The 14,852-nt window shown below is 64.1% G+C and carries 8 protein-coding genes; all 8 read right to left on the reverse strand.

What is annotated here, in order from left to right:
* Positions 1–74 precede the first annotated feature (74 nt).
* Positions 75–467 (reverse strand): nuclear transport factor 2 family protein, encoded by a 393-nt coding sequence (locus WHT83_RS20170; protein WP_406872200.1) that lies wholly within the window; start codon positions 465–467, stop codon positions 75–77.
* Positions 468–479: 12 nt separating this feature from the next.
* Positions 480–1,793, reverse strand: a complete 1,314-nt coding sequence (gene preA, locus WHT83_RS20175) for an NAD-dependent dihydropyrimidine dehydrogenase subunit PreA (protein ID WP_406872201.1) — start codon at positions 1,791–1,793, stop codon at positions 480–482.
* Between the two features lie 11 nt (positions 1,794–1,804).
* Entirely contained in the window at positions 1,805–3,157 is a 1,353-nt protein-coding gene (locus WHT83_RS20180; RefSeq protein ID WP_406872202.1) for an NAD(P)-dependent oxidoreductase, read from the reverse strand.
* A gap of 1,125 nt (positions 3,158–4,282) precedes the next feature.
* Positions 4,283–6,415, reverse strand: coding sequence for a dipeptide ABC transporter ATP-binding protein (locus WHT83_RS20185; protein WP_406872203.1), 2,133 nt, complete (start codon positions 6,413–6,415; stop codon positions 4,283–4,285).
* Positions 6,416–6,426: 11 nt separating this feature from the next.
* On the reverse strand, positions 6,427–7,584 hold the full coding sequence (locus WHT83_RS20190) for an ABC transporter permease (protein WP_108607575.1): 1,158 nt from the start codon (positions 7,582–7,584) through the stop codon (positions 6,427–6,429).
* Between the two features lie 12 nt (positions 7,585–7,596).
* Positions 7,597–8,634, reverse strand: coding sequence for an ABC transporter permease (locus WHT83_RS20195; protein WP_108607574.1), 1,038 nt, complete (start codon positions 8,632–8,634; stop codon positions 7,597–7,599).
* 118 nt (positions 8,635–8,752) lie between these two features.
* Entirely contained in the window at positions 8,753–10,408 is a 1,656-nt protein-coding gene (locus WHT83_RS20200; RefSeq protein WP_406872204.1) for an ABC transporter substrate-binding protein, read from the reverse strand.
* 267 nt (positions 10,409–10,675) lie between these two features.
* Entirely contained in the window at positions 10,676–14,851 is a 4,176-nt protein-coding gene (locus WHT83_RS20205; protein WP_406872205.1) for a translocation/assembly module TamB domain-containing protein, read from the reverse strand.
* Position 14,852 lies beyond the last annotated feature (1 nt).

The following is a 14,852-nucleotide window of genomic DNA, read 5'->3' on the forward strand; positions in this document are numbered from 1 at the left end:
GATATATGATATCATGGATATTTTTTATCTACAATAAGAGAATGGACTGGAAGGCGAACATTGCCTTCGCGGGGCTACTCGAAGTCGGATGTATCTTGCTTTACCGCCGGTGTGGCGTGGCTGAGCACGCACTGCCAATTCGCCCCGCGCCGGACGAAGACGTCTGTGGTCCATTCGTCTGCAGCGAAGGCCTGGTCGCGGAAATGTCCGCTATTGACGACGCGCGCCGTGTAGATCGCGGTCGCGCCGTAGATCTCGACGCGTGGCTCGCTGGCGGCTCGCATCATGTCGTGGGTCAGGTCGCCCGAGGCAACCGAAGCGAGGAAATCCGTCTTGGATGTCGCGCCGTCGGGGCCGACGATCACCCACTCGTCGGCCATGAAGCGGCCAATGGCGGCGGCATCGTTGGCAACGATCGCCTCCGCCCAGGCAAGAGCGAGTTCTGCGATCTCGCTCCTGTCGTCCATGGCTTGTCGATCCTACTCCGCAGCCACCTTGGCCATCGGGTTGTTCGGATGCGTCGTCCAGTTGGCATAGTGCGGCGACACCGGCTTGCCGGTGCGCTTGTCCATGGCGCCGACCGCCAGCGGCTCCATGGTGATGCAGTTCTCGACCGGGCAGACGTTGACGCACAGGTTGCAGCCGACGCATTCCTCCTCGATCACCTCGAAGTGGCGCGCACCGTCGACCATGCTGGTGATCGCCTGGTGCGAGGTGTCCTCGCAAGCGATGTGGCAGCGGCCGCACTTGATGCAGGCGTCCTGGTCGATATGCGCCTTGGCGACGTAGTTGAGGTTGAGATACTGCCAGTCGGTGACGTTGGGCGTGGCGCGGCCGACGATGTCGTCGAGCGAGCGGTGGCCCTTCTCGTCCATCCAGTTTTCGAGACCGGCGATCATCTCCTGCACGATCTTGAAGCCGTAGGTCATGGCCGCGGTGCAGACCTGCACGTTGCCTGCACCGAGTGCCATGAATTCGGCCGCGTCGCGCCATGTGGTGATGCCGCCGATGCCCGAGATCGGCAGGCCCGCCGTTTCCGGGTCACGGGCGATCTCGGCCACCATGTTCATGGCGATCGGCTTGACCGCGGGGCCGCAATAACCGCCATGGCTGCCCTTGCCGTCGATTGTGGGCTCAGGCGCGAAACTGTCGAGGTTGACGCCGGTGATCGAGTTGATGGTGTTGATCAGCGACACCGCGTCGGTGCCGCCGGCATGAGCCGCCCGCGCCGGCTTGCGCACGTCGGTGATGTTGGGCGTGAGCTTGGTGATGACCGGCATGCGGGTGTTTTGCTTGCACCAGCGCACGACCATTTCGATGTATTCGGGCACCTGGCCGACGGCGGCACCCATGCCGCGTTCCGACATGCCGTGCGGGCAGCCGAAATTGAGCTCGATGCCGTCGGCGCCGGTTTCCTCGACCACCGGCAGGATCGCCTTCCAGGCCTCTTCGACGCAAGGCACCATCAGCGACACGACGATGGCCCGGTCGGGCCAGTCCATCTTGACCTGCTTGATCTCGCGCAGATTGGTCTGCAGGTCGCGGTCGGTGATCAGCTCGATGTTGTTGAGGCCGAGCAGGCGCCGGTCGGCACCCCAGATCGCGCCGTAGCGCGGGCCGTTGACGTTGACCACCGGCGGGCCTTCCTCGCCAAGCGTCTTCCACACGACGCCACCCCAGCCTGCTTTAAAGGCGCGGATGACATTGTAGGCCTTGTCGGTCGGCGGCGCCGAGGCGAGCCAGAACGGGTTGGGCGACTTGATGCCGACGAAATTGTTGCGAATGTCTGCCATCTTGTCCTCCCTCAGCCGATCAGGGCGCGGTTGATGGATTCAGCCGCGTCGCGCCCTTGCGCCACGGCCGAGACGGTCAGGTCGTCGCCTCCGGTAATGCAGTCGCCGCCGGCCCAGACCTTGGCGAGCGACGTGCGTCCCTCCCCGTCTACCTTGATGCGACCGCCTTCCATGGCGACCGAAGGGCCGCTGCCGTTGAGCGCCGAAGGCTCGAAGCTCTGGCCGATCGCCTTGAACACCTGGTCGGCGGCGAGCCTGACGATCTCGCCGGTCCCAGTGAGCTTGTCGCCCTTCATCGCAGTGTATTCGAGTTCGATGGCGACCACCTTGCCGCCGTCGGAGATGACCTTCTTCGGCTGCAGCCAATGCCGGATGACGACGCCGTTGGCGGCGGCGAGATCCTGCTCGAACGCCGAGGCGTTCATGTGCTCCTGGCCGCGGCGGTAGCAGATCGTCACCTCCTCGGCGCCGAGCAGCTTGGATTGCACGGCGGCGTCGATAGCCGTCATGCCGCCGCCGATGACGACGACGCGGCGCCCGACCGGCAGGCCGGCAAGGTCGCTCGACTGGCGCAGCACCGAGATGAAGTCGACCGCGTTGGAGACGCCCGAGGCATCCTCGCCTTCGGCACGCAGCGCGTTGACGCCGGCAAGACCGAGGCCGAGGAACACCGCGTCGTAGGAAGCGGTAAGGTCGGCGAGATGGTAGTCGCGCCCAAGCGCCTTGCCGTTTTCGGTGACGATGCCGCCAATCGATGTGACGTAGTCGACTTCGGCCTGGGCGAAATCGTCCGTGCTCTTGTAGGCGGCGATGCCGTATTCGTTGAGACCGCCGGCCTTGGGCCGCGCTTCGAGGATGGTCACCTCATGGCCATGGCGGGCGAGCCTGTGGGCAGCGGCGAGACCGGCCGGTCCGGCGCCTACGACGGCGACCTTCTTGCCGGTCGATGCGGCACGCTCATAGAACTGCTTGCCCTGCTCCATCGCCACGTCGGTGGCGTAGCGCTGCAGGCGGCCGATCTGTACCGGCTTGCCCTCGGCAACCTCACGGACGCAAACTTCTTCGCACAGCGTCTCGGTCGGGCAGACGCGGGCGCACATGCCGCCGAGGATGTTCTGGTCGAAGATGGTCTTGGCCGAACCGATCGGATTTCCGGTCGAGATCTGGCGGATGAACAGCGGGATGTCGATCGATGTGGGGCATGCCTGCATGCAAGGCGCGTCGTAGCAGAAGTAGCAACGATCGGACTCGACCAGCGCCTCGTGATGATCGAGCGGCGGGTGCAGATCGGAAAAATTGTCGGCGTATTGTGCAGGCGCAAGGCGGCCGCCGACGATGCCTTCCTTGAAAAGACCTTCTGCCATTCCAGTTCCCCAATTTCTTTTGGTTTTGAGGAAGCGTAGCACGTTCTATTTTTTTATCAATTGGTCAATTTTTTGCCTAAGCATTTGATTTTCCTCAAAAACAAGATGATTATTTTGGTCAGGATTTGGTGATTCTGAGGTGAGCCCTTCCGTTGCGAGAGGCAGGGCGGCAGCCAGGCCTTCTCCCCTTGTGGGAGAAGGTGCGCCGAAGGGGCGCATGAGGGGTGTTGGACGGAGTGGGACCTTTCAGGTTGGTCGCTATTCTGTGTGTCCTTCGGAATCCTCTCATTCCTTCCAACACCCCTCATCCGACCTCGCTTCGCTCGGCCACCACCCGGCCCTCCGCTATGACTCCGGGCGTTCGTCGTTGGAAAAGCCAAATCGTTGGCTTTTCCTGGCCTTCGGCCACCACTCCTCACCCCACAAGGGGAGAAGGCAAGTGCACGCCTTGCCACGCCCCGTTGCCGGTCTGGCCATTGTCATCCTTCGACAAGCTCAGGATGAGGTAGTTCGGGAAGCGGGGCGCGAGGCCGTGCCTTCCGATTGTAAGTTAGTGGCGCGACGTTCGCGCCCCGCCCGGTGTTCTTGCCCCGCTCAGTCGCCTCGGCTTTCACCGCCAGCCGCCGCAAGGCCCGGACTTGGGGGCTCATCACCCAGCAGGAGAACCGACCTCCTGCCAGCCCGGCACCGGCGCTTCCCCCCGCTGCCCGGTGCGCACCGGGGTCCCGTGGAAGATCGCGAGGATGAGGATACGGGAGGTGGAGAGGGGGTGGAAAAACGGGGACGGTCTATCCACGCGGATTGGTGACAGAGTTCCTGACAAGTGAGCTCGGTTATAGCCCTACCAAGCAAATCTTCGGCGTAGCGATCCTTCGCACCCCCCTCTGACCTGCCGGCCATCTCCCCCACAAGGAGGGAGATCACGCCGTCATCGGCGCCGCAGCTAATCGCCAACATCGCAAGGCTTAGCCTTGCGATGTTGCAGGACGAGCGCCGCCGGCGACGCGACTAATCTCCCTCCTTGTGGGGGAGATGGCCGGCAGGCCAGAGGTGGGTGCGAAGGATCGCGATCGGCAAAAATTCAGGAGCTACAACGTGGAAAACCTCTCCACGCCCCTCGCCCCATCACGCCTCCGGCGTAATGTCGTGCGCGCCAGGTGCAGCGCCCTTGCCCATGCTGATGACCGGCTCCATGGCATCGAAGACGCTTGGCGGCAGGTGGCATTTGATCTGGTGGCCATCGCCCAGCTCGCGCACCGGCGGCACCTGCGTTTCGCACAGATTGCCCGGCACCTGGCTCTTGTAGCGGCAGCGTGTCTGGAACGGGCAGCCCGACGGCGGGTTCATCGCCGAGGGAATGTCGCCTTCGAGCACGATGTGCTTTTTCACCACCGACGTATCGGCAATCGGGATCGCCGAGAGCAGTGCTTCCGTATAGGGGTGGTAGGGCGGCGAGAATATCTGGTCGGTGGTGCCCTGCTCGACGATGTGGCCGAGATACATGACCACCACGCGATCGGCGATGTAGCGCACCACGGACAGGTCGTGGCTAATGAACAGCATCGTCGTCTTCGACTTGCGCTGGATGTCCATCAAAAGCTCGGTGACTGCCGCCTGGACGGACACGTCGAGTGCCGACACCGGCTCGTCGGCCACCACTACCCTGGCCTCGCCGGCAAAGGCACGGGCAACGCCGATGCGCTGCTTCTGCCCGCCCGACAGCTGGCGCGGCATGCGCTCGGCGAAGGCGCGGGGAAGCTTGACGAGGTCCAGCAGCTCCAGCATGCGCTGCTTGCGGTCCGAGGCGGTCTTGCCGATCTTGAACTTTTCCAGCGTACGGACGATCTGCGATCCGACGGAATGGCTGGGGTTGAGTGTGTCGAACGGGTTCTGGAACACCATCTGGATCGCCGACACGGTGGCGACGTCGCGGTCCTCGATGCCTGTCGACTGGATTTCCTTGTTGCCGAGCAACACCTTGCCGGAACTTGCCGTCTCGAGGCCGAGCAGCACCTTGGCCAAGGTTGACTTGCCGCAGCCGCTCTCGCCGACGATGGCGACGGTCTCGGATTCGCGCGCCTCGAAGCTGATGGTCTCGTTGGCCTTGACCACCCTGCCCTCGCTCGAACCGAAGACTTCGCTGCCGCCGACACGGTAGTATTTCTTCAGGTCGTCGATCTTCAGCACCGGCGCGCCCGGCTTGACCGGCGCGTGCTTCTTTTCGGCACCTGGCGGCATGGCCGTCCAGTCGATCTCGTTGAAGCGCACGCAGCGGCTGAAATGGCCGGCATGGCCGGCTACCGGGATCATCGGGATTTCGTCGGCGTTGCACAGGCCCTCGACGAAGTGGTGGCAGCGCGGGCCGAAATTGCAGCCTTTGGGGCGCTGGTGCGGCAGCGGCAGCTGGCCGGGAATGGCGACAAGCGGCCGCGAATTCTTGTCGGCGCCGGGCAGCGGGATCGAGCGGAACAGCCCCTGCGTATAGGGGTGGCGCATGCGATCGAACACGTCCTTGATCGAGCCGGTCTCAACCGCCTCGCCCGAATACATCACCGTGATGCGGTCGCAGGTCTCGAGGATCAGCCCGAGATTGTGCGACACGAAGATCATCGAGGTGCCGAACTGCTTGCCGAGCCCCTTGACCAGTTGCACGATGCCGGCCTCGACGGTGACGTCGAGCGCGGTCGTCGGTTCGTCGAGCAAAAGCAGCGCCGGATTGGACAGCAGCGCCATGGCAATGACGATGCGCTGCTGCTGGCCGCCGGAGAGTTGGTGCGGGAAGGAGCGCATCATGCGCTCGGGGTCGGGCAGCTTGACGGAGCGGACCATTTCCAGTGCGCGTTGGTAAGCCTCTTCCTTCGACACCTTGTCGTGGATCATCGGCACTTCCATCAGCTGCTGGCCGACCTTCATCGCCGGATTCAGGCTGGCCATCGGCTCCTGGTAGATCATGGCGATCTTGTTGCCGCGGATGGAGCGCAGCTCCTCGTCGGACATGTCGCCCATGTCCTTGCCCTGGAACTTGATGCGGCCGCCGACGATCTTTCCGATATTGGACAGGTCGCGCATGATGCCGAGCGACACGGTCGACTTGCCGCAGCCGCTTTCGCCGACGATGCCCATCGCCTCGCCCGGCATGACGGTGCAGGAAAAATCCATCACCGCAGGGATTTCGCCGCGGCGGGTGAAGAACGAGATCGACAGGTTTTCGATCTCGATGATCGGTTCGGCGGCAGCGTTTCTGACGGTCTCGTTCATGACGCTCTCCCTCAGTCCTTCATCGATTGTTCGCGCAGCGCATCGGCAAGAAGGTTGAGGCCGAGCACGAAGGACATCAGCGCAATTGTCGGCGGCAGTGCCGGATGAATGAAGGAGCGCAACAGGCGGCTGGCATCCTTGATCGCCGTGCCCCAATCGGGACTTTCGGGCGCCAGGCCGAGGCCGAAATAGCCGAGCGTGCCGAGCAGGATGGTGGTGTAGCCGATGCGCAGGCAGGCATCGACGATCAGCGGCCCGCGAGCATTGGGCAGGATCTCCCACAGCATGATGTACCACGGCGTTTCGCCGCGGGTCTGGGCCGCCGCCACGTAGTCGCGCGTCTTGATGTCCATGGTGAGACCGCGGACGATGCGGAACACGCCGGGGCTGGAGGCGAAGACGACGGCGACGAAGATATTGAGCTGGTTGGGCTCGATCGAGACGATGCCGAACGGATCTGCGTTGAAGACGAGGCCGGCGTAGATCCAGCCGCCGAACAACAGCGTGATGCCGAGCAGGAGATAGATGCGGTCGGGCCGGTCCTTGAAGCGGGTGTAGAACAGCACCGAAAAGAAGATGATCGGGAACAGGAAGAACAGCCCGGCCAGCGCATAGGGGATGGGCGTGTCCATGATCCCAGGCGTGACCAGCAGGTAGAACAGCAGGATCACCGGGAAGGCCAGCACGAGGTTGGCGAGGAACGACAGGACGGAGTCGATGCGCCCGCCGTAATAGCCCGCCGGCAGGCCGAGCGTGATGCCGACCATCACCGCGAACATGGTGGCCGCAGGTGCGATGATCAGCACGATCTGGCTGCCATAGACCATGCGCGAAAAGACGTCGCGCGCCAGCTTGTCGCCGCCGAAGAGGTAGGTCAGCCCGGATGCCGGCTCGACAGCGCCGGGCAGCGCATCCTTCATGACCGGAATCTGGCTGAGCGGGTCGAACGGCGCGACCTGGGTCGCGAAGATCGCGGTGAACAGCCAGAAGAAGCAGATGAACAGGCCGGCGATGCCGACGCCGGAATCGTAGAGCTGGCCGTAGAGGCCGAGATTCTTGCGGAAATTGAAGCTGGCGGCCAGCACGATGGCCATCGCCAGCCACACCGGCCAGAAGCGGGCAAGCACGCCAAGGAAGATCTGGAAGGCGCCGATATATTCGATCTGCATGCGGCCGTCTCCCTACTGAACCCGGATGCGGGGATTGAGATAGGCGTAGCCTATGTCGGAGATGAGCTGGGTGATGAGCACGATGAACACCGACACCAGCGAGCAGCCGAGCAGGAGGTCGATGTCGTTGTTGCCGGCGGCCTCGAACAGCGTGAAGCCAAACCCCTGGTAGCGGAACATCACCTCGACGATGACCACGCCGGTGAGCAGCCACGGGAACTGCAGCATGATGACGGTGAACGGCGCGATCAGCGCGTTGCGCAGCGCATGCTTGACCACGACATTGCCGAAACTCAGGCCCTTGAGTCGGGCGGTACGGATATATTGCTGGGTCATGACCTCGACCATCGAGGCGCGGGTCATGCGGGCGATGTAGCCGATGCCGTAGATCGCCATCGTCATCACAGGCAGGGTGAAATTGTAGAAGGTGATGCCCTGCGAGGTGGCGCTCGCCGCCGAGCCGTTGAACCAGCCCAGCCATGAAGCGAAGATGACGGTGAAGATGACGCCGGACACATATTCGGGCGTCGCCGTGGTGGCGATCGAGGCCACCGACAGCGTGCGGTCGGTGCGCGATCCCTCACGCATGCCGGCGAAGATGCCGATCAACAGCGCGATCGGCACCATCGTCACCATCACCCAGAACATCAGGATGCCGGTGGCGCCGAGTGCCGGAAACAGCTTTGACGCGACTGTGGTCTTGAACTTGGTCGAGCAGCCGAAATCGCCTTGCAGCACGCCGGAGAATTGCGGCACCGAGGGCTCGTTGCAGAAGGAGAAGCGCGGCACGGCCTGGCCTGTTGCCGGGTCGATGTTCGGCTGCTTCGGCATCACGCCGAGCCATTGGCCGTAGCGGACGAAGAAGTTCTGCCGATAGCCGTTGCGCTGCAGCCAGCTTTCGAGCTGCTCGGTGGTGGAGCGCATCTCGGTCTGGCTGATCGCCAGCTTCTTCAGGTTGGGATCGAGGTTGATCAGGAAAAAGACGACGAGCGTCAGGCACAGCATCGTCAGCGCGATGGTGCCGAGGCGCCTGAGGATGAATGAAAGCACTGTCGCCCCCTGCCTGCTACTGGGTTGGGCTTCGTATCAGGTGGTCCCGACATCACCGGGACTGCCTGGCGAACAGTGGGAGGGACGGCGAACGTCCCCCCCTTCAACAGTGGACCGCTTAGGCCTCCTTGTCGAGCCAGACCTTGTAGAAGTCGTGCTCGTTGGTCGGATGCATGCCGTGGTTCTTCACATAGGCGGCGGAGTGGTTGAACAGCGACCGCCAATAGGGCTGGATCAGGATGCCCGAGTCCTGAAGGATCTGCTCGAGATCCTTCATCAGCACCTTGCGCTTGTCGACATCGGGCTGCGCCGTGGCTTCGGTCAGCTTCTTGTCGAAGTCCGGATTGGAGAATGCGCTTTCGTTCCAGGCTTCGCCGGACTTGTAGCCGAGCACCAGGATCTGCACGCCGAGCGGCCGCATGTTCCAGGTGGTCATGGAGAACGGATACTTGGTCCAGTCGTTCCAGAAGGTCGAGCCCGGCAGCACCGTGCGCTTGACCTTGATGCCGGCCTCGCGGATCTGCGCGGCAATGGCGTCGCCGGTGTTCTTGTGCCAGTCCTCGTCGGTGGTGATGAGGTCGTGCTCGAAGTCCGCGTGACCCGACTCTTCCATCAGCTTCTTGGCACCGGCGGCGTCGCGGGCCTTCTTCGGCAGCTCGACATATTCCGGATGGATCGGTGCAACGTGGTGATTTTCCGCCACCGTGCCCCGGCCGCCATAGCCAAGCTGCAGAATGGTGGCGTTGTCGACCGCCATCTGCATCGCGTTGCGAACCTTCTGGTTCTCGTATGGCTTGTTGTTGACGTTGAAGCGCGCAACGATGGTCGCGGCAGTCACGACTTCCGACTTCACCAGGCCAAGGCCGTCGAGAATGTCGACATAGTCGGCCACGGTTTCGTAGTTGGTGTCGACTTCGCCCGCTTCGAAGGCGTTGACGGCAGCGGACGGATCGGGACCGTAGTCGATGAACTCGACGCCGTCGAGATAGGCTTCGCCGCCCCACCACTTGCCGTTTTCACGCCGCTTCAGCACGGCCTTCGAACCGACGTCATAGGAGACCAGCTCGAAGGGCCCGGTGCCGATCGGATGGCTGACGAGGTTGGAGCCGTTCTTCTCGAAGTCACGGTGGACGATGATGCCCGGATAATCCGAGACGCCGGGAATGAAGGTGATGTCCGGCGCAGGGAACTTGATGGTGATCGTGTGGTCGTCGACCTTGGTGATCGCGCCTTCCTTGGCCTTCTTCGTCGCCGGATCGACAAGCGCACCCATGCGAGCGGCCATCGAGTTGCCTTCGGCGGCAGCGTCGCACCAGCGCAGCAGGTTGAACATGACGTCGTCGGCGTTGAACTCGTCGCCGTTGTTCCAGGTCGCGCCCTTGCGCACATTGAGTTTGTACTCGGTCGCGTCGTCGTTGATTTCCCAGCTTTCGAGCAGGGCCGGCTCGAAGGTGAAGGTGCGGGTGTACTTGACCAGCGGCTCGAGGAACTGGCGCGTCACGTTGGCCATTTCCGGCCAGTCATAGCTGCGCGGATCCTTCTGATCCTTCACGAACATGGAAACGCGGATGACACCACCCTTCTTGGGCTCCTGCGCCAGGGCCTCGGTCGGGGCGACCAGCCCCAGCATGCCATAGGCCATCGCCGTCGTGGCGCCGAAGGCACTCGCCAGTGCCAGAAACTCGCGGCGGTCCATCTCCCCGGACCCGGCGCTCTTCGCCAGCTCACGGATGTGGCCGGGAACAAGATCAGAGTTGCTCTTGTAGAATGTCATTTCCGTCTCCCATTGAATTGGCCTGTAACGTTACCATTTCGCATCCGTTTACCGTTGTCAAAACGGTTGGATGTCATCGTTCCCAAGGCCAAGTTTGCAATTTTGGGAGGGGGGCAGTTCGCGTGATAGCGACAGAGTTGGCGCAAAAATGCTAATGCGCGCCGGATTCATCCGAATCTTCGTCGTTGCTAATCTACCCATGTCCCGACAATCGACGACAGTGCCACGACACTGTGTCTATGATGTCAGAAGACGCGGTCGGCGATCTCAGTATTCGCGTTCGTAGAAGATGCCGCCCTTGGCCTCGCCGCCGTCGGTGGCCTGGCCCCGCAGCTTGACGCCACGGCCGATGTTGAGGTCGATGGTGGCCTTGCCGGAGCCAGGCTGGTCGCCCTTCTCGATCGAGAGATAGGTGCGGTCGTTCAGGTACTTGCCGACAGCGACCGATGTTCCGCCCTGTTCGTTGGTGCGGATGTCGAGATCGTCGACCCCGAGCGTGGCGCGCAGGCTTGAAAGCAGCGAAGTGGAGCCGCCGATGCCGGCCATCTGGGCCGCTGCGTCGGCGAGCTGGGCGATCTGCAGCGGCGACAGGTTCGACATCGAACGGCCGAAAATCAGCCGCGCCAGCACTTCGTCTTCCGGCAGCGCCGGCACCGAAGAGAAGGCGAATTTCGGATTGTTGGCCTCGCCCGTGATGCGGATGATGACGGTGGCATCGCCGGCGGTCGTCTCGGCGGCGAAGTTGATCGTCGGCACCAGCGAGCCGGAGAAGCCGACCGAGCCTTCGGTGAAGTTGAGCCGCTTGCCCAGGATGGAAAGCCGGCCGCGCCGCAGCTTGAATTCGCCGACGGCCTGCGGCGACGCCGACGAGCCGGTCAGCCGCAGCGAGCCGCCGAGTTCGGCGTCGAGGCCACGCCCCTGGACGAAGATCTGGTTGGGCGCATTGACCGTGACGTCGAGCGTCAGCGCGCCGCTTCCGCCGCTGGCCTTGGCCGGCGGGCGCATCGCCTCCTGCTGGGCGACGACGGCCTTCGGCGCGTTCTTGTGCTTGACGTCGACGGCGGTCAGCGCGCCGGGGAATTTTTCCGGGATGCTGATGACCGTGCGCGCCAGATTGATGGTGCCCGAAAGCACCGGCGCCAAGACCAGCGGCCCCTTGATGGCAATGTCGCCACCAAGATTGGCGGTGACGACGCGGCCATCAGTGTAGCGGCCATCGGTCAGCTTGATAGCGATGTCGGCAGGGAACCCCTGCGCCGCGTCGGTGCCGACCGTGCCGCTGGCGGTCAGTGCACCACCGGTCGACAGCGCACCGGTGAGCCGGTTGATGCGGGCGACGCCACCGCCGATGCCGACGTCGAGATTGATGTCGTTGATGGCGATACCCGATTGGGCGATCAGGAGACGCGCGCCGGACGAACGGACGCTGCCGCCGATGACCGGCGACGTGGCGGGGCCGCGCACCTGGACGTTGACGTCGGCCTGTCCGGTCAGTTGCATGCCCTGGGCCGCAAGCGTGCGGGTCAGGAACGAAAACGGCACCGGGCCAGCGAAATTGAGATCAAGCGCCACCGGCGCGTTGGTGACGACGGTGCCGCCACCCTTCAGCGCCAGGCCCGACCCATCGCCGATGGTGGACTGGAAGGTGAGCCTACCACCCGTAAACGTGCCGGTGGAGCCGATGTTCATGGCACCAAAGCCGGCGCCTGTGGTCTGCGACGTCGCAGCGCCCGCGACCTTGAGGTCGTAGCCGACGGTCGGGTTGGCGGCAGCGCCCGTCACCTTGACCGAACCCGAGATCGAACCGGCAGCCCCGAGGCCGGGCGAGAAGGAATTGGCGAGCGATGCCGGCACGTTGGCAAGCGCCGCATTGAGATTGAGCGCCGAACCGGCAGTGCCGGAGATCGTCGCCGTGCCGCCGCCCAGGTTCAGCGTTAGACGATCGAGAGTCGTCGTGCCGCCAGCGATCGCGACGGTGGTCGGCCGGGCGATGGCGGCGCGGATGCCACGCATGGTCGCCTCGCCCGAAGCAAGCTCGATGGTCGTCACACCGCCGCCGACCTTGAGGCGGCCGGCTGCCTTGGCCGGAATGTCGGCAACGGTGGCGCCGCCGGAGAAGCCGGTCCACTCGCCATCGCGCTTGAGATCGACATCGATGCCGGAAATGACTGTTTTGCCGGAGGTGACCGACTTGGCCTTGACCGTTCCGGAGATCGCCGGCGCCTTGAGATAGTTCAACACATCGGCGTTGACGGCGACGGCATTGGCGGCGAGGTCGCCGCGCTTGAGCTGTGCCGTGGTCAGCTCGACCTTGACCTGCGGGACATCGCCGCTGCGGGTGAAGTCGATACGGCCCCGGATGTCGCCTTCGGCCGTTTCGAGCGCGAGTGCGGCGAGCGGGCCAATGTCTGGCATGTCGATGTTGATGGTGCCGATCGGCACGAACCCTTTGTCGAGCACGAGATCGCCCGACAGCTTGTTCTGACCGAGCGAAAGCGACAGGCCCTTGATCTGGCTGGTGCCGTCGGCGGTGGCGAGCACGGCGCTGCCCGAAAGCTTCTGGCCGGCGACGTCGCCCGACAGGGCGACATTGGCAGCCGGATTGGCTGGATCGACCTTGCCGGTCGCCTTGAGGTTCAGCCCCGTGATTTCACGTGCTGCCGCCTCGATGCGGTCGCTGGTGACCGTCAGCGACACGTCGGGCGCGGTGCGCGCGCCCTTGGCCGTCAGCGCGAAATCGATGGCGCCCTTGGCGTCCTTCGACAACAGCGAGACGTCAGCGAAAGAGCCCTTGAGATCGGCGTCGATCTCGCTGCCCTGCACGCGGGCCGTGCCCTGTGCCTTGAGCGCGCCTGACGTGAGCTCGATGGCATTGGCAGCGAAGGCGCCCTCGGCATCGCGGCTGGCGGTGGCCGAGAACTGGGTCCGTTCGGCCAGCGCGATGCGGATGCCCGCCGGCAGCGCGCTGGAGACCACGTCGGCCTTGAGTCCGAGCTGGAGCGCAAGGTCGGCAAGATTGAGCTTGGCGTTCATCTCGCCATTGAGCGCATCGCTGCGGATGATGCCTTGATCCACCGCGATCTCGGTCTTGCTGACCGAACCGGCCATGTCGACCGACACCCGACCGGCGACCAGCGGCGCAAGCGTGGCCACGTCGGTCTTGAGCTCGGCCACGCCAAGCTTGATCGTAACAGGCCCGCTGCGGTTGGCGATGTCGAAGCCGTCGGAATGAGCAGAGGCGGCGATGTCGCGCAACTCGGTGTTGCCGGCGATGACCGAAAGCAGCGAGGCGCTGAAATCGACTGCCGGCACCTTGCCATCGCCCAGGGCGCGCAGGCTGGCGGCGTTGATGGCAACGGTGACAGGCTGGGCATCGCTGCCGAGGCTGAGCACGATCGGCCCTTCATTGGCCTTGACGTCGAGCGACAGGTCGGCAGCCCCTTCCGGATCGAGCGAACCGGCGGCGTTGGCGGTCAATGCGCTGCTGGCGACGGTGGCGCGCTCGATGTCGATGCCGCCGGTCGTGGTGCGTGTGCCGGCGACATCGAAGGTTGTGCTGCCGGCAAGCAGCGGCTTGAGGGTGGCGGGCAGGAAATCCTCGAATGCGCCGTCACCCTTGGCGGCGATGACATTGCCCTGGTCGGTGAGCTTGTGCGTACCGGAGATGCGGGTAACGACAGTGCCGTCGACGGCGAAGGTGCCGTTGCCGCTCCAGTCGGCCAGAGGCCCTTCGCCCGACACGACCAGGTCGACCGCCGGCTGGTTGGGCAGCTTCAGGATGTTGGCGATGATGCCGCCGGCAGGCTCGGCCGCGCGGACGTTCAGCGTCAGCCGGTTTTCATCGGGCGCAAAGGCGATGTCGGCATCGACCGACCCTTGCTTGCCGTCGCTGCGGGCGACGTTGAGCCTGGTCTCGATGCCGAGCGGCGAACCGCCGGCCTTGAGCATGCCCTTGGCTGCGAGCTCGGCAATGCCAGTGCCGGCGAGCACCTCGCCGAGCGCGATCTCGGGCAGGTCGATTTCCCTGATGTCGAGCGCCACCGGCAGCGACAGGCCGCCGCTGCTGCTCTTTGCCTGCTGGGTGCCCGGCTTGGGGAGGCGCGCCACCTCGATACGCTCGGCCGCAATGCGGTCGGCGCGGAAAGTGAAGGAGAGCAGCGCCAGCGGTGACCAGTCGACCGAGACGCCGCGCAGGGCGAGCCAAGCCCCTTCCCTGTCTTCGATGACGAGGTTGTCGAGGGTCAGGTTGCCCGACCAGATGCCGTTGAGCCCGCTCAGCTTGATCTTCTGGTCGTCGGTGGAGGCCACTGACGAGATCAGCCCGGCGAGGTTTTCGCGACCCTTGGCGGTCAGCGTGAAAACGGCCGCCGCACCGATGACCAGGGCCAGGACGACCAGAACCGCCATGGAAAGAAGACGCAGGATTTTCTTCAGCATAACCATC

This window comes from Aminobacter sp. P9b (assembly GCF_045345995.1).
In the GTDB taxonomy this organism is placed as follows: domain Bacteria; phylum Pseudomonadota; class Alphaproteobacteria; order Rhizobiales; family Rhizobiaceae; genus Aminobacter; species Aminobacter niigataensis.